We start from the raw sequence: 23,298 nt of genomic DNA on the forward strand, positions 1-23,298 counted from the left end.
CAACAAAAATACATTCCTTTTTATTATAGTACGTTTATCCGTTTTATCCCTTTTATCAAACAAGTACCGACAAGATCGAAAAATCTCTCTCTTCATATAAACGTTTATCTGTCAGTAGCAAGACCCCTTCGATACCAACTTTGTTAGGTTTGAAGTAAATGCTGGTTTCTTTGTATGTATAAGCGACATAGTCGTATTGAAGAATTTCTACTGATTTACCGCTTTTGGGTGCTTTGAGATATTGATGCCACAAGCTGTGATCCATGAAATTTGCGTGGTTATAATTGACTTTTAACCGCTCTTCCAATTGGTCTATCTCGTTAATCTTTATGTTCGAAGGCTAATAGCTCAATTGGGTCTCATCGTTACTCAACGTATCGTTTATAAAATGGCTACCAAACGCAAACACAGTGATGCCGTGGCGGATAATTTGCTGAATCAAAATTTTAATCTTTTAGCCCCTAATGAAGTCTGGGCAGGTAATTTACCTTAAGGAAAGGCACTTGGTGCTGCCACAAAAAAACGCCCCAGAGAAAGAGGCGCATCAGATTATGGGGATGTAATCAATCACTGTGAAGATTATGCTTTTATAAATGATTGCACGGTGGTCACTGTCAGTCGGGTCAGTGCGGAGTAAAACGGACTGTTTCCGTGCGTGTCCAGACGCTGCGAATAACGCGGTAACCAACTCATCAGGTGCTGACTGAGCAGTGTATTAACCGCTACTTCTCGCATTTCAGATGCCAGTACCGCCGCCTGAAATAAAATCAGCCCGATGTGATCTGCGGGTTCCGGATACGGGGTATTTAGTTTTAGCCGCTCCTGTTTTAGAAAAGCGCTCAGCGCAAGAGTCGAATCCCCCTGCAACAATCCTTCCGCATCGAGATACACCGAGCCCCAAGGTGGCGCCGGTAACGACCCTGGCCCGACGAACAGAGATTGCCATGCCGATTTCAGTACCTCCGCCCCCTCTGCGGCCGTGCGGCTCAGTTGCATGCAGAGTGTACTATCCACCTCACACGGCCACTGCTGGGCAAATCCCGGCAGGGTAAACAGACGCATCGCCATCCGGTTGCTGTCATCATCCGGCGGGAACAGATAGCAGATCCCCAGTACATTAAACGCGGCCGCATAGTGAGCTGTCTTATTCATTACATCTCCCTTCAGATATGAATATAATAGAACACATAACGCAACATAAATTCTGCCGCAATAGTCAGTAAACAGCCGGTGATAAACCCGCCGCAGACCGGTACGCCGTTATGTGCTTTTTTCTGCGCTCGAACAAGAGATATACAGCAGAGTGCCACACCAATTGCGGCTGCCGCTAGGACACCAATCCGCAGCTCGGCAATACTGTCATACGCATCAATCGGTGACAGCGGAAATGTAATGGATTTATGAGTCAACTGTGTGAGGGTCAGGTAATGCTCATAAAATGGCTGATACAGCAGACGACCAGCTAGGCTTACCGCCATCATCCCCCACAACAGCCACAGCTGTGATAATGACAATGTATCAGCGGGCAGCGCAATCCCAACTCTGTGTCCGGTTTTCTCAACTATCACCACCAGCAGAATAAACAGCACTGCACCAAGTGTCAGCGTCGTACCGTAAAACATCAGATAGGTATTGATATCATTCCAAGTCAGAATCGAGGTATAACGGTAAATCGATGCCATACAGAAGATATCGAACAGCCCGATCGCCATCGCTCCACCATATAACAGAAAAGAAAATTTGCCCGTCTTCCACAACCAGAGAAAACTGATACCCAATACGCCAACAAATGATGCGGTAACCACTACTTCACGGCTAAGCCAAGCACTGAATACGTTATTAATGGCATTCGGCGCATTGAGTGGCACGCCGAGGTGAGTAATTGATGCAACAGATCCCACACCCGCAATACCGCAGATAATAAAAATCGTCAGCATCATAAAACGCTTAAAGCTGTCTGTCGGGAGGCGATGGCTGAAATGCATGGCAAATACCCCACTCACAACGCACAGCCCCACCGCCGCATTCATCATGTAAGTGAAAATTAAAAGTGACCACTCATTCATTTTTCTTTTCTCTCACTGTTCATATCATCAAAGTTCGCGCCCCAGTGCGGGTTAATCACCAGATTCGGATGAGTTATTGACGGATCTGGCAGCCCAGTCACGTAATCAAGGTCGCCGTATTTCGCCCTCAGTTCGTCTATTGGGCCGAACTGAATCGCCCCGAGTGGACAGGTGCTAACGCATACCGGCTGTTCACCTTTTTGTTGAAGATCGATACAAAAATCGCATTTCGACATCTGCTTTGTTTCCGGATTCATCTGCGGCGCGCCGTACGGACACGACCACGCACAGGCACCACAGCCAACACATTTATCAGTATTGACCATCACAATGCCGTCACCTTCGCGTTTATGCATTGCAGTTGTCGGACAGTTGCGCACACAGATCGGGTCTTTACAGTGATTACAGGAAATAGAAAGCGTATAGGCGAACACGTTATTAATCAGTGCGCCGTTTTGATTGCGGCTATACCCGCCGCCGGTCATTTCATACACCCGACGGAAGCGGCGGCCGACATCAAGATTATTTTTGTCCTTGCACGCTACCTGACACGCTTTACAACCGGAGCAGCGGGCGGAATCAATATAAAAACCTAACTGTTTGCTGCTGACTGCCGGATAAACGATGAATTTGCTCATGCTTTTTCCACCTCAACCAATAATGTTTGGTGCGCATTGCCGTGGGCGAGCGCGGTACGGCGTGACGAGGTGAGCACGTTGGCACATCCGCCCTGATCAATGCCATTGTTGTCCGGCAGCCACCAAGCTCCGGCTTGTAATGCAACCACACCGGGCATAATGCGCTGTGTGATTTTTACTGGGATCATGGTGATACCGCGATCGTTATGTACTTTCACTTTTTCACCGTCACTGATACCGCGATCCGCCGCATCGAATGGATTAATCCACAGCTCCTGCCGCTGCACTTCTTGCAACCACGGGTTAGCGAACTGCGTGGAGTTCGCGCGGTTGCGACCTTTCCAAGTGATCAGCTGTAACGGGTATTTCGCGGTAAGGCTATCTTCCGGTCCTTCGATGGCTGGAACATAATGAGATAGCGCGGGAATGTCCGGATTGTGCATGTCATACAGGCGTTTGGAGAAAATCTCGATTTTGCCGGACGGAGTCGGGAACGGGTTGTTCTCAAAATCCTGAATATTTTTTTCAAAAGCCACATTTTGGGTATGTGGACGATGAGTTAACAAATGACGGCGTTTTATCAGCAGCTCATCAAACGTCGGAATATTATCTTCTGGGCGCTTTTGTGCTGCATCATTGACGAGGAATTCTATCCAGTCACGATCTGTCTCATGCCCTTCGGTGAATGCATCACGAACCCCCAGTTTTTCGGCTACGTCGCACAGCCAGTCGTAATCGGTACGACGTTCAAATTCCGGTTCAATTGCTTTTTCAGATAGGATCAGGTAATCGCCGTAACTCCAAGTGCCACCGATATTCCAGCGTTCCAAAAAACTGGTTTCCGGCAGTAGCAAATCCGCATATTTCGCACTCGGGGTAAGATAGAGATCGCTACAGACAATAAATTCGACTTTCGATTCATCCTCCAGCACTTTTGCGGCATGGAGAATATCGGTATTTTGGTTGGTCAAATAGTTACCCGCCATTGAGAAAATCATTTTGGTTTCGGTGTCGAGTTTGTCTGCATTTTTCAGTCCGTTATCCGGCGTGACCAGATTTTTGTCCTCACACGCCTGCACCCAGTTGGTGATGTTGATTTTGGCTTTTACTGGGTTATCAAACAGCTTTGGTCCGGCGATGGTTTTGCGCAGTTCCGGATTCAGTGCCATGCCGTAACCTGCCGCCCAGCCGCCGCGCACGCCGACATTACCAGTGATGGTTGCCAGCAGCGTTGCACCGCGCGCACTGCGTTCACCGCAGATATGACGCTGTGGTCCCCAGCCCTGCATCAGCACCGCCGGTTTGGTTGTGGCATATTCACGCGCCAGCTGACGGATAGTTTCCGCCGGAACTTTAGTGATTCTCTCTGCCCATTCTGGGGTTTTGGCTATGCCGTCTTTTTTACCCGTTAGATAGGCCACCAGTGATTCATTATCCGCTACACCTTCCGGCATCTGCTCTTCGCTAAAACCCAGCGTGTATTTATCAATAAACGCCTGATCATGTAGATTTTCTGTGACGATGACATACATCATCGCATCCATCATGGCGTTATCTGTCGTCGGTAGGATCGGGATCCACTGATCGGCTAATGAGGAGGCGGTATCGGAATAGCGCGGATCGACCACAATAAACCGAGTGCCGTTCTTTTTCATCTTCTGGAAATAGTGGTTACTGTGCCCGAAAATAGTTTCGTTCGGGTTATGCCCCCACAGGATCACCAGTGGGGTATTTTCTAGGGTATCAAGTGTGCTGCCGCTGGCGGCGGTGCCGTAGGTATACGGCGTGGCTGCCATGGTGTTACCGTTACTGACGGAATGGTAGTTTTCCAGAAACCCGCCCGTCAGATTAAACAGACGGCGCAGCATATTCGCACCGGAAAAAATCCCGCCGGTCACGCCTGTACTCAGGCTGACAAACCGTGACGCGGGGCCGTATGTGTCACTGATACGTTGCCATTCTGCGGCGATCAGGCTGGTTGCTTCTTGCCAGCTGATGCGCTCAAAACGCCCTTCACCGCGCTTACCGACCCGCTTCATCGGGTATTTCAGGCGGTCTGGGTGATAAATAAATTTCCGGTAACCGCGTCCGCGCACACAAGCCCGCATGATCGGCATATCTTCATTCAGTTCCGCATCCGGTCGGGTACTGATGCGGATGGCTTTTCCGTCTTTGATATGTGCCCGGATATCACATTTCCCACCGCAGTCAAAACTGCTGCATGTCGGTACAATGCGAACCCCGTCATCCGTTTGATGAACAGGAATCTGTGTAGGATCGGACGGAACGGATGCAATACTTTCGGATGCCAGAAACGGCACCGCAGATAATACAGAACTGGCCTGTATGAAACGGCGTCGGCTTATTTCGCCGAGAGTGCCGGATTTTTCATTATCGTGACCGGATTGATGACTCATAATGGATTTACCCTGAGTGAGAAATACAGTGCGGCATTTAAAAATCAGGAAATAATAAATATTATTTAATTTCAAATGACCGGAAATAACATTACGCCACCGGCAATCGCTTAATAGCCGGTAATAATTAAAGTCTGTATAAACAGAATGGCGGCAGCAAAATAGTAATGGATTAATATATTGCCGCCATGCGAAAATCAGACAACGGCATTTGAATTCCGGCCTGATCCCTGCTCCTGTTAACTGAACGTTTTATATTTGTTGCCGTAAAAATACAGATATGGCACTCAGTTCTGTTATTGCCATAAAAGACCTGTTTTACGGTAACAGGATCTGATATAACACCCTCTAATTTTTCTTTCCGTTAGATAGGGAGCGCGGCCTTCATGAGAAATATTCCGTTAAAAAGCGTGGATAATATCGCGCGGGATGTCATTGCTCTCGGTACAGATTATTTGCCCGATACCCTACTGGAATACCACGCGCACCGTCGGGCACAATTTTTATATCCGGCCACCGGACTGATTGAAATCAGCACCGCAGACGGTGAATGGGTGATCCCACCTTCCTGCGGAGTGTGGATCCCAGAACAGGTCGCCCATGAAACTCGGATGCTGAATGTCAGCACACGCAGTTTGTATATCGAACCAGCAGCAAAGCCGCGCCACGCCGTCAGTTGTGAGGTGGTGAGTGTCTCTCCGCTGCTGCGTCAGTTACTGCTGGAAGCAGTGGACATCCCTGCGGAATATGATATTCAGGGGCGTGACGGGGTGCTGATGCAGCTGATTCTTTGCGAACTGGCACGTATGCCCCCACTGCCGTTTTTCGCCCCGATCCCGCGAGATGAAAAGCTCGGCCGCCTCTGCCGTGAGTTTATGCGCAAACCGGTTATTACTTCGCAACCGGGGGAGTGGGCAGAACAGCTGCACAAAAGCGAGCGCTCCTTCAGCCGTTTCTTTCGTACCCAGACTGGCATGTCGTTTTCAGAATGGCGTCAGCAGGCATGCCTACTGAACTCGCTTTCCCATATTTTGTCCGGGAAATCGATTACCGAAGTGGCTTATGAGTTGGGTTACAATAGTGCAGGGGCATTCTCAATTATGTTTAAAAAACAGATGGGGCAATCCCCTTCTCATTTTAAAAATGACGATTCGGATATCCACCATTTTTAACTTGTTTTTTGACAAATACAAATTCAATCTTTGCCGATATTTTCCCCACGATTTTTTTACAACTAAATAATAATGAGGATGCGCTCAATTTTAGCCGCAGACGGTTATTTAAGGTTTGTGCCATTGGGCGCGGTGGATGTTAGCGATATATCCGTGTTATCAGGGAAACTTGTGCAGAACACTCTGCTGGTATAACCCCGATAACTAAAAAAACACTAAATATTAAGAAGAAATAGCCTGAAAGGGGAATTCGATTGCGGTTAGATCCCTGCTGTAGGCATACCGTTATTTATCAACCTACAGCAGGCACAATTAAAACGTTTTACGCCCTTCTAAGGCAGCAATACGATTTTCAATCGAAGGATGGGTCGAAAACACGGAATCCCCCTTATTAAAAATATAGGCCGCACTACGATAAGCATCTCCAATACTCGAATGATCATAGTCTGTTTTCTCATGCTGACCGGAGATTTTTCGTAAGGCGCTGATCATTGCTTGGTTATCGGTTGTTAAATCAACGGCTGCCGCATCTGCCATATATTCGCGCGTTCGTGAAAGATAAAAATAGAGAATTTGCGTTATCCACGGCAGAATAAAATTAAGCGCTAATAAAACCACCTGTGCTTTATTGGATGCACTATTTCGGCTACGTCCTGCCGTACGAATAAAAATTTGGCTAACTATGTTTGTGATGGTCAAAATCACATTCGCCAAGATACCAACATACAGTGTCAATTTAGAATCGCCGTGAATAATATGGCCAACTTCATGTGCCATCACCGCCTGAATTTCATGGCGATTGAGCGTTTGTAATAAACCACGCGTAACACCAACCAACGCATTTTTAGCACTCCAACCCGCAGCAAAAGCATTTGGCTCGTCGCTATCTAAAATATACAAACGCGGCACATAACGTAAAGTCGCACTTAAACTTAGCTCTTCTAATATATTATAAAGCTGCTTTTCTTCCGCGGTACTGGCATTTTCCGCAGTAATCTCTTTAGCATTCATACCCGCTAACATCATTTTGTGTCCGCGAAAATGAATATAAATTAATCCTAAAAAAGTAAGTCCTAAAATAATTAATGTAGCAACGGGAAAGCGTTTAAAGGTCGCAAATGCCAGCATATTTTCAAAAAAACCACCCCACTCGTCAGGATGTGTCGCTGTATCCACTAATAATCCAACAATCAGCATAATGAAGATATAACTCACCACGACTAATCGTGTACGGATATTGTTTTTGCGTATGACGTTTCTAAAATCCATAACATTATACCCTGCCTAACTTTTCAGGGAGCATAAGGCTCCCTGATAAATACAATGGATTTGTTATCGTTAATCAAAGTTAATACGGCGGGACTCTTCACTTTTTATGGCTTCTTCATCAAGACGCCAATAATCTTTATCAATTTTTAAACTCGGAATGAGGTTAACGATAAAAACGGCTGGCATTGAGGCAATATAGGCTTTATACGCTTCCAATGCTCGGTTATAACCGCGTTTGGCAAATGACAGTTTATTTTCAGAGGAGACGATCTCCTCTTGCAAATTAGCCATGATGGCATCAGATTTCAGCTCAGGATACGCTTCTACTGCAACATTAATCGCACCACTAGAGACCATTTTAGACAAGGCATCTTCCGCTTCTTTCGCCTGAGCCCCTGTTGCTGTTTTCGCCTGAGTTCTTAATTCAGTAATTTTACTGAAAACTTCTGACTCATGGCTTAAATATTTTTTGACCGTTGCTAGTAAACTATCAAATACTTTTCCACGGCGGTCTAATTGTACCGAAATCTCAGTTTCACTCGATATAACAGCCTCACGCATTGCCACAATTCGGTTATAAAAGTAGATAACAATCAATACTAATACGACAATCAAAATTAAAAATTTCATAATCACCTTTTAGGCATCCGCCATAGGAAAAAAATGCAATATCAAAGCCCTAACGAGTAAGCATTAATAAAAAACAGATAGTAAACATTCTACGCTATCATAATGAAATAGAGAAATACGCAAATAACAAATAAGAAAAGGCGGATTCAAGTCCGAAGTGCAACGCTAAGCCGCCTTTCTTAGCTCCGCAAACACCACCGAAGGTTGTCTGAACCCCAGACACTTGCGTGGCCTGCTGTTCAACGCTCCCTGATAGCGTTGTAAGTCTTCTTCTGTCACTGTCCGCAGGTCTGTTCCTTTCGGGATAAACTGTCTTAACAACCCATTCGTATTCTCGTTCAGCCCACGCTCATGCGAGGCATACGGATGGGCAAAGTACGTATCTGCGTTCAGTGCTTCTGCTATCGCCTTGTGCTCACTAAACTCTAGACCGTTATCGAACGTTATTGTGTGACATACATCCTGATACTCACTCAGCAGTGAGATAATGGCCTTACTGACTTCCACCGCATCCTTTGAAAACACCTTTTTTGTCAGGTAAATACGGCTTTTGCGTTCTGCCAGTGTCACGATAGCACCAGTGCCCTGTTTACCCTGCACCAAATCGGCCTCCCAGTCCCCCAGACGGCTACGGTCATCGACGACTGACGGCCGTAGCTCAATGGATACCGCATCAGGGATGCGCCCTCGTTTCTGCCCGTAGCCCTTACGATATCGCCGTTTGCCCTGCCTAAGATGCCTGTACAACTCGCCACCGCTACGCTTATCCGCATAGATATACTGGTAAATCCATTCATGGCTGACGCTAAGACCAATAATGCTGCCAATTGCACTTATTTGCTCAGGACTCCACTTCCACTCCAGAGCAAATATCACGAAATCTATGGTCTGCTGAGGAATTGTCCTTTTGGCAGATGACAGCCGCCTATCACAGCACTTCTGGTGTGCCTGTTGTGGGTTATAACCAGTATCTGAAGTGTTACGCCTCAGTTCACGGGAGACCGTGGACTTGCTTACACCGATACGGATACCTATCTCATGGCAGGATAAATTATCCTCACGCAGTATCGATATCTGGTATCGTTGTCCTTCGGTTAGTTGCTGATACTTCATACTTACTCGCTCATCTTTGGTCGGAAGAGCAGGATAGCTTATCAGTAGCTAACCGTCCTTCCATCTAACATGACCGAGCGTTGCACTTATTATCTGAATTCGCGAAAGTTGGAAAGGGATTGGTCGATAAGGCGTATGGTTAGTAGATTGAAATATAAGGGGCTATCCCAGAAAACTGAAATAACCCCTTCAAATAGAGACCGATATTAAACTGCTCGGAATGAGATCTCGGTCGGGATTTTTTCCCCTTCCCAATACATCAATGAAGAGATATTTGAGGCAATTTCACGGTAGATATCCGCAAATTCCCCTTCAGGATCACGCATCACAGTAGGTTGACCACGATCCAAATCTTCACGTAGAGAAATATGTAAAGGAATTTGCCCTAACAATTGCGTGTTATATTTCTCAGCGAGTCTCTCTGCGCCGCCTGTGCCAAAAATAGGTTCCACATGACCACAATTGCTACAGATATGTGCACTCATATTTTCGACGATACCAAGAACGGGTACATTGACTTTTTTGAACATCACAATCCCTTTCATTGCGTCCACCAGCGCAATATCTTGCGGCGTAGTGACAACAACCGCACCTGTAACAGGAATGTTTTGTGACAGTGTCAATTGGATATCCCCCGTTCCCGGTGGCATATCGATAACCAAATAATCTAAATCAGGCCATAAGGTATCTTGTAGCATCTGCATTAGCGCCTTACTTGCCATTGGCCCGCGCCACACCATTGCATTATCATCGGTGACTAAGTATCCAATAGAGTTTGTCGCAAGACCGTAGGCCATAATCGGAGCCATGTGCTGACCATCTGGTGAAGTTGGTCGCTCCATGGTGGTTCCCAACATATTTGGGATCGATGGGCCATAGATATCCGCATCAAGAATACCGACTTTCGCCCCTTCTTGGGCAAGTGCCAACGCTAAGTTGACAGAGGTACTGGATTTACCGACCCCACCTTTACCGGAACTGACGGCCAAAATGTTACGAACACCGTTAATACCCGGCAAATCATTTGCCCGTTTTAACGTGGTAATATCGTGACGCAATTTCCACTCAACCGCATGAGCGCCAGTCGCTTGTTTCAGTTCCGCCGTTTTTTCGCTGATCAGAGTCTGAAAAGGCCCCTTCCATACGAATGGCATAACTAGTTCAACATGCAACACATTATCCAACATTGCACAGTGATGTAATGCTTTGATAGAAATCAGATTACGCTTCAGTGTTGGGTGTGTAAATGAAGCCAAAACGGTGGAGACTTTTTCAGTCAGCAGTTCTGGATTGTTCTGCTCGGGGGATTTATCGTTCATCCCGGCTCCTTTATTTTATATTTTTAACACTATCGTTCTTTCACTGCTATTTATCATAACAGAGAACCATCAAAATAGTGACCGCCTTACTAACGAAAAGCCACTAAGAGTAAAAAATTCCTTTTTCACATAAATTACGGATTAATATTTTATTACCCTAGCCGCGAAACAATTGATCGGTTAACATCAAAGTCCCTTTTCAATAATGGAAGTAAGAAAGTTACTATGTCTCAAGTCGCGAATAAACTACTGGTAACCTGTGCGTTACCCTATGCTAACGGTTCAATCCATCTCGGTCATATTCTGGAACATATTCAGGCTGATATTTGGGTCCGTTATCAGCGAATGCGCGGCAAAGAAGTTCACTTTATCTGTGCGGACGATGCGCACGGCACACCAATCATGCTGAAGGCTCAGCAATTAGGTGTTTCTCCTGAAGATATGATTGCAGCAGTGAACAAAGAGCATCAGGACGATTTTGCTGGTTTTGCGATTAGCTACGATAACTATCACTCAACACACAGTGAAGAAAACAAACAGTTATCCGAGCTCATTTATAAGAAGCTTAAAAACAACGGTTTTATCAAAAATCGCACTATTTCACAGCTTTACGATCCTGAAAAAGGCATGTTCTTACCCGATCGCTTTGTAAAAGGTACTTGCCCAACCTGTAAAGCAGAAGATCAATATGGCGATAACTGTGAGGTTTGTGGTGCGACCTATAGCCCGACAGAGCTGATTAACCCACGTTCCGTAGTTTCTGGTGCGACACCAGAGATGCGTGATACTGAGCACTTCTTCTTCGACCTGCCTGCATTTAGTGACATGCTACAAGCGTGGACTCGTTCAGGTGCCCTGCAAGAGCAAGTCGCCAACAAAATGCAAGAGTGGTTCGAATCAGGCTTACAGCAGTGGGATATTACCCGTGATGCGCCTTATTTTGGTTTTGAAATTCCAGATGCACCGGGTAAATACTTCTATGTGTGGCTAGACGCGCCAATTGGTTATATGGGGTCATTTAAAAACCTGTGTGACAAACGTGGCAATATCAATTTTGACGAATTTTGGAATAAAGATTCAAAGACCGACCTCTACCATTTTATCGGTAAAGATATTGTGTATTTCCACAGCTTATTCTGGCCTGCAATGCTTGAAGGCAGTGGTTATCGTAAGCCAACTAACCTATTTGTTCATGGCTATGTGACCGTTAACGGCGCCAAAATGTCTAAGTCTCGTGGTACCTTTATCACAGCGCGTTCTTATCTGGATCACCTAGATGCCGACTGCCTACGCTACTACTATGCCGCGAAACTTTCATCGCGTATTGATGATATCGACTTGAACTTAGAAGACTTTGTTCAACGCGTTAACAGCGATATCGTCAATAAAGTGGTTAACCTAGCATCACGTAATGCGGGCTTTATTGCAAAACGCTTTGGCGGGAAATTGTCCGATAACATCGCAGACCCAGCGCTCTATCAACAATTTATTGACGCGGCACAAATTATTGGTGACGCCTATACAAGTCGTGAATATGGTAAAGCGGTGCGCGAAATAATGGCTCTCGCCGATCTAGCTAACCGTTATGTCGACGAAAAAGCCCCTTGGGTTGTCGCTAAACAAGAAGGTAAAGATCAAGAGCTTCAAGATATCTGTTCAATGGGCATCAATTTATTCCGTGTCTTGATGACTTACTTGAAACCTATTTTACCGGGGCTGGCAAAACGTGCAGAAGCTTTCCTCAATATCGAGCTTACATGGGATTCTATCACCACGCCGTTAACTCACCACGATGTTGCGCCATTTAAGGCGCTATTTACGCGTATTGAAATGGCGAAAGTCGAAGCTATGGTGGAAGCCTCTAAAGAGAGCATTAAGCCAGCTAAGGTGTTAACAGGTCCACTGGCCGATGATCCAATCCAAGAGACGATTACCTTTGATGACTTTGCCAAGATCGATCTACGCATCGCGCTTATCAAACAAGCCGACTTTGTTGAAGGCTCTGACAAGCTATTAAAACTGCAATTGGATATTGGCGGTGAAACTCGCCAAGTGTTCTCTGGTATTCGCAGTGCGTACCCTGATCCAAAAGTATTAGAAGGTCGACTGACCGTGATGGTGGCAAACTTGGCACCACGTAAAATGCGTTTTGGTCTGTCTGAAGGTATGGTAATGGCCGCAGGCCCTGGTGGTAAAGATATTTACCTGCTAAGCCCAGACAGCGGTGCTCAACCGGGTATGCAAGTAAAATAAAATAACGGTTCCCAAACGGGAAAGAGTTAATTATTAAGCGAAAAGCGGGGAATGATGAATTCTCCGCTTTTTTTATGCAGTTTTAACTGTGATCTATAGCACAATTATAAAGTTAATTGTATGATGAATACACTTAGCATAATAGGACGAGTCTCATGTCATTAAAATATGTGCTGATAACCGGATGGCAGTATTTGCGCGCTTTTGCGCTGCTTTATCTCTGTCTGATCGTTGGGAACCTGTTATCAACACTGCTTCCATTTACTGTTCCCGGTAGCATCATCGGTATGCTAATACTGTTTATGTTGCTAGCTCTGCAAATTATCCCAGCCCACTGGGCGCAACCTGGTTGTTCCATTCTTCTCAAAAATATGACCTTGCTGTTTGTACCAATAGGTATCGGCATCATGAATTATTATGGTCAATTAAGTCAGCAACTGGTTCCTATTCTCGTTTCTTGTTTTATTAGCACGCTAATCGTCATGGTCGTGGTGGCTTTTAGCTCCCACTATATCCATAAAGAGCGCCAAATTGTTGGGGTTAAACCTGATGAAGTTCCCCTCCCGCCTGAAGACACTATCAGCGTGACTAGCGATACTGAACAAAATAAGGGGAATGACAAATGCTAGAACATATCTGGTGGTCGTTACCACTAACAATTATTGTGTTTTATATTGCGAGAAAATTGTCAGTAAAATTAAAACTGCCTTTATTGAATCCATTGTTAGTCGCAATCGCCATCATTGTTCCATTACTGATTTTTACCAATACGCCTTATGAGCACTATTTTGCGGGAAGTAAGATCTTAAATGACTTATTGCAACCTGCTGTTGTTGCATTAGCTTTCCCTCTATACGAGCAGATGCACCAAATTCGAGCGCAATGGAAGTCATTATTGAGTATCTGTTTAGCAGGTAGCCTAGTTGCTATGTTTACAGGTACTGCAATTGCTTTATGGCTCGGCGCAACACCGGATATCGCCGCCTCTGTCTTACCGAAATCCGTCACAACGCCGATTGCCATGGCGGTTGCTGATTCCATTGGTGGGATCCCTGCTATTAGCGCTGCCTGTGTTATTTTTGTCGGGATACTAGGAGCCATGTTTGGTCACGCCTTATTTGATGCATTGCGCATTCGCACTCACGCCTCACGAGGGCTAGCAATGGGAACCGCTTCTCATGCGCTCGGTACAGCTCGATGTGCTGAAATCAACTATATTGAAGGCGCATATAGCTCTTTAGCCTTAATGACCTGTGGGGTGATTACCTCACTGCTCGCCCCCTTTGTCTTCCCTGTTATTCTTCATCTTTTCGGCTAGACTCAAAACCAATAGAGGCTTATTTGCCTCTTTTGTTTTTTACTTCGTCAAAAATTTGAGATACATCTCTCAATTATAAGATGAGTTTCATTTATTTCATTTGAAAAGTGACATTGATCACATATGGTTTAATGATTTATTACATAGAATGTAAATAAGTGATTAGGGAGGTATCTCATGCATTCAAGATTTAAGTCCGCTTGGTCTCAACTTCCAGAAAAGTTGCAAACCGCACTCAAACCCATTATTGATACGCCAGACTTTCAAGGGATGCTGAGTGCTGAACAAGTTAATCAGCTTAAAGCTGATTGTGGTTATAGTGATAGTGAATTGGCATTTTTATTATTGCCCTTCGCAGCCGCTTACGCTGTCACACCAATTTCCCACTTTAATGTCGGTGCGATTGCTCAAGGCATCAGTGGCAACCTCTATTTCGGTGCTAACATGGAATTTAGCCATGTCGCTATCGCACAAACCATCCATGCGGAACAGTGTGCCGTCACCCATGCATGGATGAAAGGTGAAAAACAGCTCACTTCCATCACCGTAAACCACACACCTTGTGGCCACTGCCGCCAGTTTATGAATGAATTACGCGGTGGCGGTAAAATCGCAATCCGTTTACCTGAGCGCCAGCCTGCAACATTACATGACTATTTACCCGATTCGTTTGGACCAGCTGATTTAGCAATCACAACGCTGTTAATGGATAGTGTTGATCACGGCTATAGCACACCAAGCCGTAATCGCTTGTTATGTGCTGCTATCGAAGCGGCAAACCAGTCTCATGCCCCTTATAGCCAATCTCACTCAGGCATTGCGCTACAGCTAAAAGATGGCTCATTATTCACGGGTCGCTATGCTGAAAACGCAGCATTTAACCCAAGCTTACCTCCTCTACAAGCCGCGTTGATTATGGTAAACATGGCAGGTAAAGACCTACACGCTATTGAGCAAGCGGTACTTGTTGAAAAACAAGATGCTATCGTTAAACAGTGGTGTATCACTGAAAATACATTGCAGGCACTAGGCTGCCAACAAAAAGAGTTAATTTATCTTAATTAATCGTTTTATCGCTGATTGCCGCCAGAGAGTATGGCGGCAATTTGTTATATAGCCCTTCTCTACTTTTTAGTGTACTGCCCAATTCGACTTAAAGATTATCAATTGATTTATACGATCTTTTAATATTTCTATAAAACCATTCTTATCAAAAATATTAATACTCACAAAGCTCGCTGCGATTAAAATAAAAAATTCGTAAGATAAAGAATAATATTTATCGCTTAGAAAAGGTTAACTCTATAATTTTTCTTATGTATATTTAACACATTGCTCTAATTGAAAACATCTTACTTAACCTACACTTTGCTTCCCTACAATCGAGATAGATAGGCCATCCCTTCCATTTGACAAAAAGTAAGGGCTAAAAAGACCATTCCAGTGCAATTTCTTTCCATGGTGAAAAAATCGATTATATTATTTATCATATAGATAATGCTATTTAACAAATATTTTAACTCTTTGTATCAATAATCACTGTACATATTTTCTGTTTACCTTAGGATCTACATCGACTGTTGTTTTTTAATCGTCCAAAGAGTGATTTTTCATGGAACATGAATACGAAACAAAACGCCCTCTGTACATTCCCTATGCAGGCCCTATCCTGCTTGAATTTCCTTTGCTAAATAAAGGTAGTGCTTTTAGCGAAGAAGAACGTGCTAGCTTTAACCTATATGGTCTCCTACCTGAACAGGTAGAAACTATTGAAGAACAAGTTGAGCGTGCTTATCGCCAGTTAATCGATTTCAAAACCGATATCGACAAACATATCTACCTAAGAAATATCCAAGATACCAACGAAACCCTGTTTTACCGCCTGATTGATGCTCATTTGACTGAAGTGATGCCCATCATTTATACGCCAACAGTCGGTGAAGCATGTGAGCATTTCTCTGATATTTACCGCCGTGCTCGTGGCTTATTCATCTCTTATCCAAACCGTGAATATATTGATGATATGCTACAAAATGCGACCAAACAAAATGTTAAAGTGATCGTTGTCACTGATGGCGAACGTATTTTAGGTTTGGGTGACCAAGGTATCGGCGGTATGGGGATCCCAATCGGTAAGCTTTCACTGTACACCGCTTGTGGTGGTATAAGCCCAGCCTATACCCTGCCGATTGTTATTGATGTCGGCACTAATAATCCACAACGTTTAAATGACCCATTGTATATGGGATGGCGTCACCCACGTATTACAGGCGAAGAATATGACCAATTTATCGATGAGTTTATTCAAGCGGTAAAACGTCGTTGGCCTAATGTACTGCTGCAATTTGAAGATTTTGCGCAAAAAAATGCGATGCCATTACTCAACCGTTACCGTGATGAGTTGTGCTGCTTTAACGATGATATTCAAGGCACTGCTGCTGTCACTTTAGGTAGTTTGATTGCCGCTAGCCATGCTGCGGGGAGTAAACTCAGTGATCAACGTGTCGCCTTCTTAGGCGCTGGCTCTGCTGGTTGCGGAATTGCAGAGCAAATCATCGCACAAATGAAATCAGAAGGGTTAAGCGATGAACAAGCGCGTTCACGCATTTACATGGTCGACCGTTTTGGTTTATTAACCGATAAACTGCCTAACCTCCTCGATTTCCAAAGTAAGCTAACGCAAAGCAGCAACAACCTAAGTGATTGGGATGTAAACAGTGATTCAATCTCTTTACTGGATGTTGTACGTAATGCAAAACCTACTATTCTAATTGGGGTTTCAGGTCAAGCAGGCCTATTCACAGAAGAGATCATCAAAGAGATGCATAAACACTGTGAACGCCCAATTGTCATGCCATTATCTAACCCAACATCACGGGTTGAGGCTCGCCCAGAAGATATTATTAACTGGACCGATGGTAAAGCACTGGTGGCAACAGGTAGCCCGTTCTCACCTGTAAATTACAAGGATAAAGTCTATCCTATCGCTCAATGCAATAACTCCTATATCTTCCCTGGTATTGGTTTAGGTGTAATTGCTTCAGGTGCAAAACGTGTCACTGAAACAATGTTAATGGCAGCAAGCCGTGCATTAGCCGAATGTTCACCACTTGCTAAAGAAGGGGAAGGCCCACTATTACCACTTCTATCTGATATCCAACAAGTTTCACGTATTATTGCAAAACAAGTCGCCAAAGAGGCACAGGTGCAAGGTGTTGCAACCGTAACGTCTGATAATGCATTGGATGAAGCCATTGAACGTAACTTCTGGAAACCAGAGTATCGTACTTATAAACGTACTTCTTTTTAGTTGTAATTAAGGACGTTACCCTTATATTACAGGCAAAGCCCTAACCTTTTGGTTAGGGCTTTAATCAATTAGAGTCTAAAAAACTTTTTTCATCTATATCAATTGAAAACCAGCCTCTCAATGAATCCTCTTATCAAGGCCATTTCATACCGAAAATGAAGACTGCTATCGATTTTGAACTTACTCAACTGCCACTGCATATCTTTTATGCCAATAGCTAATGAAAACTGCCTAATTGTGGTCACTTAAACTGACTTATTCAAAAACAAAACCCCATGAGGATAATAACATGGGGTTTTAATCTGATAGCACCTTAACGGCCTTTTTCAGCTTTCTCTTTTTCAATCATGATTAGACTGAAAATAAGCGAACATATTATATAATCTTGATGTATTATCAGCGTTTGCTGACATATTCGCTATTAATAGTGCCCTTGCATTGATGCTGCTCCAAATATTGCGATTATTGAAGACAAGAAGAAGAACATAATAAATGTGACAACAATGCTTATAATGAAACAAAATAACCCAGCTCTGTTCCATGTCTCTTGTACCTTCATAAAGGTTTCAACAGAGTCATAATCGCCATTTTTCCAAGCCCATTCATTGCCTTTAATACCACAAACAAATATCCAGACTATATTCAATAAAGGAATTAATGTGAGTAATGGCAAATAAGATTTATTACCAATACCCCAATAGATATTAAAAATAAATGCCCCCCAATTCCAGCGTTTGATTTCATTTGGAACACTTTTGTTTTCGTAAGACATCGATATCTCCCTATCTTAAAAAGATAATTATTTATTTTTTGATAAACATTAAAAAGCAACCACGCATGGTAATAAAAAATTTGGATTAAGTGAAATACTATTATGTTAAAATTGCCGAAATGATCACTTTTATTTCAACATTAGGAATATACTTAAAAGGTAATACTCTTAATATGGAATAATTTTATTTCCTAACGCAGGTCATAACTAAAAGCACTGAGAACAGCACATTATGCTTTGGATAACGTCAATCCTCATTCAATTATATTAAAATTAACGAAAATATATTACTATATTATAATATTTCAACTATAGTGGTCGTCTTGTAGAGTAATAATATGGCAGAGCAGCAAAATCCTTTCTCAATAAAATCAAAAGCTCGCTTCTCTTTGGGCGCGATAGCGCTGACTCTGACTCTAGTCTTACTGAATATTGCTGTCTATTTCTATCAAATCATCTTTGCATCCCCCCTTGATTCTCGTGAAAGTAATCTTATTTTGTTTGGAGCGAATATTTATCAGCTTTCATTAACGGGTGATTGGTGGCGCTATCCAATCAGTATGATGCTACATTCTAATGGCATGCACCTTGCTTTCAATTGCTTAGCATTGTTTGTGATAGGTATCGGCTGTGAACGTGCCTACGGCAAATTCAAATTATTAGCTATTTATATTATCTCAGGCATCGGCGCGGCCTTATTTAGTGCATATTGGCAATATTACGAAATATCAAATAGCGACCTTTGGACTGATAGTACTGTATACATTACTATCGGTGTTGGGGCTTCTGGCGCGATTATGGGAATTGCAGCAGCCTCAGTGATATATTTAATCAAAGTGGTTATCAATAAACCCAATCCTCATCCCGTAATACAGCGTAGACAAAAATACCAACTCTATAATCTGATTGCCATGATTGCATTAACGTTAATTAATGGATTGCAGTCCGGCGTTGATAATGCAGCACATATTGGTGGTGCTATCATCGGCGCCTTAATCAGCATCGCTTATATACTTGTTCCCCATAAGTTACGTGTTGCTAATCTCTGTATTACGGTCATTGCAGCAAGTTTGCTTACGATGATGATCTACCTCTATTCATTTTCTACAAATAAGCACTTACTAGAGGAGCGAGAGTTTATTTATCAGGAAGTCTATACAGAGCTTGCTGATGCCAACCAATAATCTTGAGAAGGGTCAGTTTATCACCTTAAGTGTCATCATAATGGCACTGCATAAGATCAGCAGCAATGTCAGATATTGAAAGGTACGCTCTGATAGTTTGAGCAGCAAATATTTTGCGAGTGGCATAATCAGTAATGCACCAATACATAAGGTTAACGCCAATGTTAAATCGGTGTGTCCATCTTGCGCATAAGCGCATGCAGAAGAGCCGGATAAGACAGTAGTCACCACAATAGAAGTTCCAATCGCTTGCTTAATGTTTAATTGCATATAACGTAATAGCATGGGTAAAACCACCACCCCACCTCCAACCCCCGTCGCACCAAGCACGACCCCAGCTATCACAGCAGGAAAAAACATTCCCCCAATTTGATGTTGTTTCAGGGTAGTTTTTTGTATCGGTGTGGCAAAAAACATACGGTGAATAAATAAGTACAGCGAAAAAATAATAGCGGCAGCAACAAGTAGATTGATCCCCCGCTCAACTTGTTGGGTATATTCAGGCAGACTCCCCAACCAAGTAACAAGGAGGCTTGATAGAAATGTGCTAGGTAGCATGATAGCAAGCACAATTAATGCCCCTTTAAGGGGAATATTCCCTAAACGAAAATGCATATATGACGATGACACTTTCATCAACATCGAAAGAAAATTAGCCGTCGCCACAGCAGCCAGCGCATTAAGACCAAAAAAATAGGTCAATATTGGCAAAACAATAACTCCGCCCCCGACCCCCGTTGTACTAATAACCAAACCAATCAATGCACCGATAACTAACTCAGTAAAAATCATTCTGCCTCATCCTAATTGTATTATGGCTTCTCGTTCCTTCTGTAATGCAAGCACGACATCTTCATTGGTGAGTGTTAAATATTTAAAAAACAGCGTATCAAAAACGACCATTTGCAAAACTTGTGGTGTGATCACGCCAGTCTGAAAGAGCTGTTCATCATAGAAATAGGGAAGGACTAAATCCGCCAAACGCACGGCTTCATCTTGCCCAAAGCGGGTTAATACGATGGTGCTACACCCTTTTTTATTTGCTAACTTTAACATATGGTTAATGTCTGGCGTATTCCCTTTTGCCGTGATCGCGATAACCAGATCATCGGCATCTACATTAGACGAATAACTTAGCTGTACATGTAAGTCAGGGCTAAATAGTGCATACTTGTTTACACGGATTAATTTATAGAAGATGTCATAAGCCACAATCGCAGAAGTACCAACCCCAAATAAAACAATACGTTTCGCTTCAACTATTTTTTGCGCAATCTCATCCATGGTGTTGGGATCAAGTAATTCCAGCGATTTTTCAATGGCTGTAATAAACATTTGCCCCGATTTAGCGATAATTTGCTCTGTATCATCATAAGGGTTCAAGCTACCGCTGAGGCTTTCAGCTTTATATTGTTTTTCATCCGATAAGTAGTCCACTTTAAAATCAGAATATCCGCGATACCCCATTTGGCGAGTAAAACGAATGACAGATGCGCTGCTCACTCCCGCAGCTTGAGCCAACTCCGCCACATTCATTGCAACAAAATTATCACGACTATCTAGCAAAAAACGGGCAAGACGCTGTTCAGTTCCTTTACCTCTATTCAATAAGCTTTCCAATTTTGATGTCAATGTTGACATACCCATTCCTTCTTATTCTTTGTAGGGTAGTTGGGAGCTATTATCATACTGACAATAAAATCGACAATCATGTACCTACTGCCGCAAGTGATAGATAGAAAATTGATCTACATCAACTAGGCTAGATTTTTCTTATTAGCCGCCAATTCGCATTTTTGCACTATCGACAGAACCCTCCCTTAAATCGATTGACAGGACTTTACGTTGCCCGACTTGCTTCCCCTATTTAACTCAAGTAGCCTTATCACCATGACTATTAATATTAAAGGCAAGGACAATGAGGAAACGTCTGCTTTATGGTCTGATAGCGATTTTAGGGATAGCGTTAGTCACTATTATTTTACTTGACCGTTGGATAGCGTGGGATACGGCTCCTGATATTTATGAAGATGTCGCTGATCTGCCAATACGTGATGTTGGTATGGTATTGGGTACATCTAAATATTATTCAAGTGGCGTCCAAAATTTATACTATAGCTACCGAATTCAGGGGGCAGCAGATGCTTATCACAGTGGAAAGGTGAAGTATCTACTGCTTAGCGGTGATAATGGTGCACACAGTTATAATGAACCCATCGCCATGCGTAAGGATTTAATCAAAGCAGGCGTGCCCGCTTCAAAAATTGTTCTCGACTTCGCAGGGTTTAGAACATTGGATTCTGTCGTGCGCACACGGAAAGTATTTGATACCGACAATTTTACGATTATTACCCAGCGCTTCCATTGCGAACGCGCGTTGTTTATCGCTAAGCACAAAGGGATAGATGCGCAATGTTTAGCGGTGCCAACACCAAAAGCGATGTTTAAAGTAAGAATACGTGAAGTGTTTGCTCGGTTGGGGGCTTTAGCGGATCTCTATGTTTTAAACCGCGAACCTAAGTTTTTAGGGGAGCAAGAGTCTATCCCTGCGCCCATTAAAATGCCAGAAGGGATCAAGGGCTATCCGGCTGTTTCTCCCGATGAAATCAACAAAATTTAAAAATTTCTAGCAATCAGGCAGGGTAACTGCCTGAATTGTTTTATCTCGCCTTTTCTATATTCTATCTAACTTTTCGGTTAACCTTCGCCACCCCCACTCCATCGGGCCTTGATGAAAAAAGGAGAGCCAGAAATAAGAAAATAATAGGTTTACCGCCCAAATTGGCACAATAAAGAGCAACAACTCAGACCGTGAAAAATGGTTGAAATAGCCTAAATAATAAAAAATCGTCACACAAATTAAGGTTTGCAATAAGTAATTACTTAATGCCATTCGCCCCGTGCACTGTAGCATTTTGGCCAACACACTATGCTGTAGCGTTCCCCAAAAACCGTAAATAAGGGCGATATAACCAAAAGATTGTAATGGGGACATCAATTCGTTGACAACATAGCCCACAATGGCTGTCGCAAAATAACTCCATCCTGATAGGCTTTGCATATAAAGAGATACGGCTTGAACAAGCAAAGCGGGAATAATTAATAGCATTGCCATACGTCGATAATGCTGGGAACTGAATTGCCCGCTTAACCATCCACTGCGCATCGCGACATACCCCGCGATCATTAGCCCCAGCAGCTGCCACCCATACTGAATAAACAGCATTTCCACCATGGTTAACATCGATTGAGTGCGATAGATTAAGCTAACACTCCCCCCCGTAGTGTTTCCCAGTGATTCGTACAACGCTTGCTCTTCAGAAACGACCCAAAAATCACTCGACCCCACCGTGCTACCTAACAACAATAAACTCACTAATCCAATAACATAGACAAAGCCTGCTATTTTTAATAGGTTGCCAGAGTCATATTGTTTAAATATCAGTAACGCAATACATCCCGTTACTGCATAAGCAAATAAAATATCTCCTGACCAAAAACCGATACCATGAATCAGCCCTAGTACCGCCAAAATGACTAAACGACTCATATTCCATCGGTCGCCTTTGCGACGTAATAACGCTAACGTCGCACCAAATAAAATCGAAAAAATCGTTAAAAACTTACCCTGAATAAATAGGTTAAAAACCACCCAAATAGCCATATCAGTTTGGCTAATAGATTGAGAATAAACAGGATTAATATAAGCCATTTGCGGCAAAGCAAACCCAAAAATATTCATTAATAGAATACCTAAGATTGCGATGCCACGTGTTGCATCAAGCCTATCAATTCGCCCTTCTTGGGAGCGATGCGATAATATGGCAGTCATAATAG

21 protein-coding genes and 1 pseudogene are annotated in these 23,298 nt (G+C 43.4%); 9 read left to right on the plus strand and 13 right to left on the minus strand.

Annotated features, from left to right (window positions below; translation table 11 throughout):
* Positions 1–55 precede the first annotated feature (55 nt).
* Positions 56–265, minus strand: a complete 210-nt coding sequence (locus M1E93_RS13850; protein ID WP_104873354.1) for a uridine kinase — start codon at positions 263–265, stop codon at positions 56–58.
* A 48-nt stretch (positions 266–313) separates the two neighbouring features.
* Here M1E93_RS13850 and M1E93_RS13855 point away from each other — a divergent pair.
* Positions 314–487: pseudogene (locus M1E93_RS13855) on the plus strand (IS3 family transposase); the annotation flags it as partial.
* A 92-nt stretch (positions 488–579) separates the two neighbouring features.
* On the opposite strand, the gene dmsD reads toward M1E93_RS13855, so the two are convergent.
* From dmsD to M1E93_RS13875, 4 genes are read right to left on the minus strand one after another with little or no spacing between them, the layout of a single operon-like run.
* A complete protein-coding gene (gene dmsD / locus M1E93_RS13860) occupies positions 580–1,152 on the minus strand; it encodes a Tat proofreading chaperone DmsD (protein WP_004917969.1) in 573 nt (190 codons plus the stop codon).
* 11 nt (positions 1,153–1,163) lie between these two features.
* A complete protein-coding gene (locus tag M1E93_RS13865; protein ID WP_104873353.1) occupies positions 1,164–2,066 on the minus strand; it encodes a dimethyl sulfoxide reductase anchor subunit family protein in 903 nt (300 codons plus the stop codon).
* On the minus strand, positions 2,063–2,704 hold the full coding sequence (locus tag M1E93_RS13870) for a DMSO/selenate family reductase complex B subunit (protein WP_014657804.1): 642 nt from the start codon (positions 2,702–2,704) through the stop codon (positions 2,063–2,065). Before M1E93_RS13870 ends, M1E93_RS13865 begins: the two co-directional genes overlap by 4 nt.
* Positions 2,701–5,121, minus strand: coding sequence for a DMSO/selenate family reductase complex A subunit (locus tag M1E93_RS13875; RefSeq protein WP_426206995.1), 2,421 nt, complete (start codon positions 5,119–5,121; stop codon positions 2,701–2,703). Before M1E93_RS13875 ends, M1E93_RS13870 begins: the two co-directional genes overlap by 4 nt.
* Before the next feature lie 386 nt (positions 5,122–5,507).
* Between M1E93_RS13875 and M1E93_RS13880 the strand changes: the two genes are divergently transcribed.
* Complete coding sequence (locus M1E93_RS13880) at positions 5,508–6,293, plus strand: AraC family transcriptional regulator (protein ID WP_004917951.1); 786 nt, start codon at positions 5,508–5,510, stop codon at positions 6,291–6,293.
* Positions 6,294–6,605: 312 nt separating this feature from the next.
* On the opposite strand, the gene htpX is transcribed toward M1E93_RS13880, so the two are convergent.
* From htpX to apbC, 4 genes are all read right to left on the minus strand, one after another.
* Positions 6,606–7,562 (minus strand): zinc metalloprotease HtpX, encoded by a 957-nt coding sequence (gene htpX, locus M1E93_RS13885; protein ID WP_014657802.1) that lies wholly within the window; start codon positions 7,560–7,562, stop codon positions 6,606–6,608.
* Between the two features lie 69 nt (positions 7,563–7,631).
* Positions 7,632–8,192: a LemA family protein gene (locus M1E93_RS13890; RefSeq protein WP_004917948.1), complete on the minus strand. Its 561-nt coding sequence runs from the start codon at positions 8,190–8,192 to the stop codon at positions 7,632–7,634.
* Positions 8,193–8,357: 165 nt separating this feature from the next.
* Positions 8,358–9,305 (minus strand): IS30 family transposase, encoded by a 948-nt coding sequence (locus M1E93_RS13895; protein ID WP_140035165.1) that lies wholly within the window; start codon positions 9,303–9,305, stop codon positions 8,358–8,360.
* Between the two features lie 206 nt (positions 9,306–9,511).
* Positions 9,512–10,624, minus strand: coding sequence for an iron-sulfur cluster carrier protein ApbC (gene apbC, locus M1E93_RS13900; RefSeq protein ID WP_004917946.1), 1,113 nt, complete (start codon positions 10,622–10,624; stop codon positions 9,512–9,514).
* 225 nt (positions 10,625–10,849) lie between these two features.
* Here apbC and metG point away from each other — a divergent pair, with 225 nt between their 5' ends.
* From metG to M1E93_RS13925, 5 genes are all read left to right on the plus strand, one after another.
* Positions 10,850–12,877, plus strand: coding sequence for a methionine--tRNA ligase (gene metG / locus M1E93_RS13905; protein WP_014657801.1), 2,028 nt, complete (start codon positions 10,850–10,852; stop codon positions 12,875–12,877).
* Positions 12,878–13,032: 155 nt separating this feature from the next.
* Complete coding sequence (locus M1E93_RS13910; RefSeq protein ID WP_014657800.1) at positions 13,033–13,506, plus strand: CidA/LrgA family protein; 474 nt, start codon at positions 13,033–13,035, stop codon at positions 13,504–13,506.
* The gene (locus M1E93_RS13915; RefSeq protein WP_004917940.1) at positions 13,500–14,195 is read left to right on the plus strand and encodes a CidB/LrgB family autolysis modulator; all 696 of its coding nucleotides are present in this window, start codon (positions 13,500–13,502) and stop codon (positions 14,193–14,195) included. The genes M1E93_RS13910 and M1E93_RS13915 overlap by 7 nt, the downstream gene beginning before the upstream one ends.
* 177 nt (positions 14,196–14,372) lie before the next feature.
* The gene (gene cdd, locus M1E93_RS13920) at positions 14,373–15,260 is read left to right on the plus strand and encodes a cytidine deaminase (RefSeq protein ID WP_004917936.1); all 888 of its coding nucleotides are present in this window, start codon (positions 14,373–14,375) and stop codon (positions 15,258–15,260) included.
* Between the two features lie 547 nt (positions 15,261–15,807).
* Positions 15,808–17,505, plus strand: coding sequence for an NAD-dependent malic enzyme (locus M1E93_RS13925; protein ID WP_004917935.1), 1,698 nt, complete (start codon positions 15,808–15,810; stop codon positions 17,503–17,505).
* A 421-nt stretch (positions 17,506–17,926) separates the two neighbouring features.
* Here M1E93_RS13925 and M1E93_RS13930 read toward each other — a convergent pair whose 3' ends face one another.
* Positions 17,927–18,277, minus strand: coding sequence for a hypothetical protein (locus M1E93_RS13930; protein WP_004917933.1), 351 nt, complete (start codon positions 18,275–18,277; stop codon positions 17,927–17,929).
* 338 nt (positions 18,278–18,615) lie between these two features.
* Between M1E93_RS13930 and M1E93_RS13935 the strand changes: the two genes are divergently transcribed.
* The gene (locus M1E93_RS13935; protein ID WP_053110316.1) at positions 18,616–19,461 is read left to right on the plus strand and encodes a rhomboid family intramembrane serine protease; all 846 of its coding nucleotides are present in this window, start codon (positions 18,616–18,618) and stop codon (positions 19,459–19,461) included.
* Between the two features lie 12 nt (positions 19,462–19,473).
* On the opposite strand, the gene M1E93_RS13940 is transcribed toward M1E93_RS13935, so the two are convergent.
* Both M1E93_RS13940 and M1E93_RS13945 read right to left on the minus strand, forming a co-directional pair.
* Positions 19,474–20,253, minus strand: coding sequence for a sulfite exporter TauE/SafE family protein (locus tag M1E93_RS13940; RefSeq protein ID WP_104873350.1), 780 nt, complete (start codon positions 20,251–20,253; stop codon positions 19,474–19,476).
* Between the two features lie 6 nt (positions 20,254–20,259).
* A complete protein-coding gene (locus M1E93_RS13945; protein WP_014657798.1) occupies positions 20,260–21,102 on the minus strand; it encodes a MurR/RpiR family transcriptional regulator in 843 nt (280 codons plus the stop codon).
* A gap of 277 nt (positions 21,103–21,379) precedes the next feature.
* Between M1E93_RS13945 and sanA the strand changes: the two genes are divergently transcribed.
* Positions 21,380–22,081: an outer membrane permeability protein SanA gene (gene sanA, locus M1E93_RS13950; protein ID WP_004917922.1), complete on the plus strand. Its 702-nt coding sequence runs from the start codon at positions 21,380–21,382 to the stop codon at positions 22,079–22,081.
* A gap of 54 nt (positions 22,082–22,135) precedes the next feature.
* Here the strand turns inward: sanA and yeiB are convergent, their stop codons facing one another.
* Positions 22,136–23,293 carry a DUF418 domain-containing protein YeiB gene (yeiB, locus tag M1E93_RS13955; RefSeq protein WP_104873349.1) on the minus strand — a complete coding sequence of 386 codons (1,158 nt, stop codon included), beginning with the start codon at positions 23,291–23,293 and terminating at the stop codon, positions 22,136–22,138.
* Positions 23,294–23,298: the final 5 nt, after the last annotated feature.

The sequence above is a fragment of the Providencia sp. PROV272 genome (assembly GCF_049901975.1).
Lineage (GTDB): Bacteria > Pseudomonadota > Gammaproteobacteria > Enterobacterales > Enterobacteriaceae > Providencia > Providencia stuartii.

Coding starts and splice junctions, on each gene's coding strand:
- apbC (WP_004917946.1), bottom strand. CDS start 10,624: ATGAACGATAAATCCCCCGAGCAGAACAATCCAGAACTGCTGACTGAA.
- M1E93_RS13850 (WP_104873354.1), bottom strand. CDS start 265: ATGGATCACAGCTTGTGGCATCAATATCTCAAAGCACCCAAAAGCGGT.
- M1E93_RS13945 (WP_014657798.1), bottom strand. CDS start 21,102: ATGTCAACATTGACATCAAAATTGGAAAGCTTATTGAATAGAGGTAAA.
- M1E93_RS13870 (WP_014657804.1), bottom strand. CDS start 2,704: ATGAGCAAATTCATCGTTTATCCGGCAGTCAGCAGCAAACAGTTAGGT.
- sanA (WP_004917922.1), top strand. CDS start 21,380: ATGAGGAAACGTCTGCTTTATGGTCTGATAGCGATTTTAGGGATAGCG.
- M1E93_RS13865 (WP_104873353.1), bottom strand. CDS start 2,066: ATGAATGAGTGGTCACTTTTAATTTTCACTTACATGATGAATGCGGCG.
- htpX (WP_014657802.1), bottom strand. CDS start 7,562: ATGGATTTTAGAAACGTCATACGCAAAAACAATATCCGTACACGATTA.
- M1E93_RS13925 (WP_004917935.1), top strand. CDS start 15,808: ATGGAACATGAATACGAAACAAAACGCCCTCTGTACATTCCCTATGCA.
- M1E93_RS13935 (WP_053110316.1), top strand. CDS start 18,616: ATGGCAGAGCAGCAAAATCCTTTCTCAATAAAATCAAAAGCTCGCTTC.
- cdd (WP_004917936.1), top strand. CDS start 14,373: ATGCATTCAAGATTTAAGTCCGCTTGGTCTCAACTTCCAGAAAAGTTG.
- M1E93_RS13890 (WP_004917948.1), bottom strand. CDS start 8,192: ATGAAATTTTTAATTTTGATTGTCGTATTAGTATTGATTGTTATCTAC.
- M1E93_RS13895 (WP_140035165.1), bottom strand. CDS start 9,305: ATGAAGTATCAGCAACTAACCGAAGGACAACGATACCAGATATCGATA.
- M1E93_RS13915 (WP_004917940.1), top strand. CDS start 13,500: ATGCTAGAACATATCTGGTGGTCGTTACCACTAACAATTATTGTGTTT.
- M1E93_RS13910 (WP_014657800.1), top strand. CDS start 13,033: ATGTCATTAAAATATGTGCTGATAACCGGATGGCAGTATTTGCGCGCT.
- M1E93_RS13940 (WP_104873350.1), bottom strand. CDS start 20,253: ATGATTTTTACTGAGTTAGTTATCGGTGCATTGATTGGTTTGGTTATT.
- dmsD (WP_004917969.1), bottom strand. CDS start 1,152: ATGAATAAGACAGCTCACTATGCGGCCGCGTTTAATGTACTGGGGATC.
- yeiB (WP_104873349.1), bottom strand. CDS start 23,293: ATGACTGCCATATTATCGCATCGCTCCCAAGAAGGGCGAATTGATAGG.
- M1E93_RS13875 (WP_426206995.1), bottom strand. CDS start 5,121: ATGAGTCATCAATCCGGTCACGATAATGAAAAATCCGGCACTCTCGGC.
- M1E93_RS13930 (WP_004917933.1), bottom strand. CDS start 18,277: ATGTCTTACGAAAACAAAAGTGTTCCAAATGAAATCAAACGCTGGAAT.
- M1E93_RS13880 (WP_004917951.1), top strand. CDS start 5,508: ATGAGAAATATTCCGTTAAAAAGCGTGGATAATATCGCGCGGGATGTC.
- metG (WP_014657801.1), top strand. CDS start 10,850: ATGTCTCAAGTCGCGAATAAACTACTGGTAACCTGTGCGTTACCCTAT.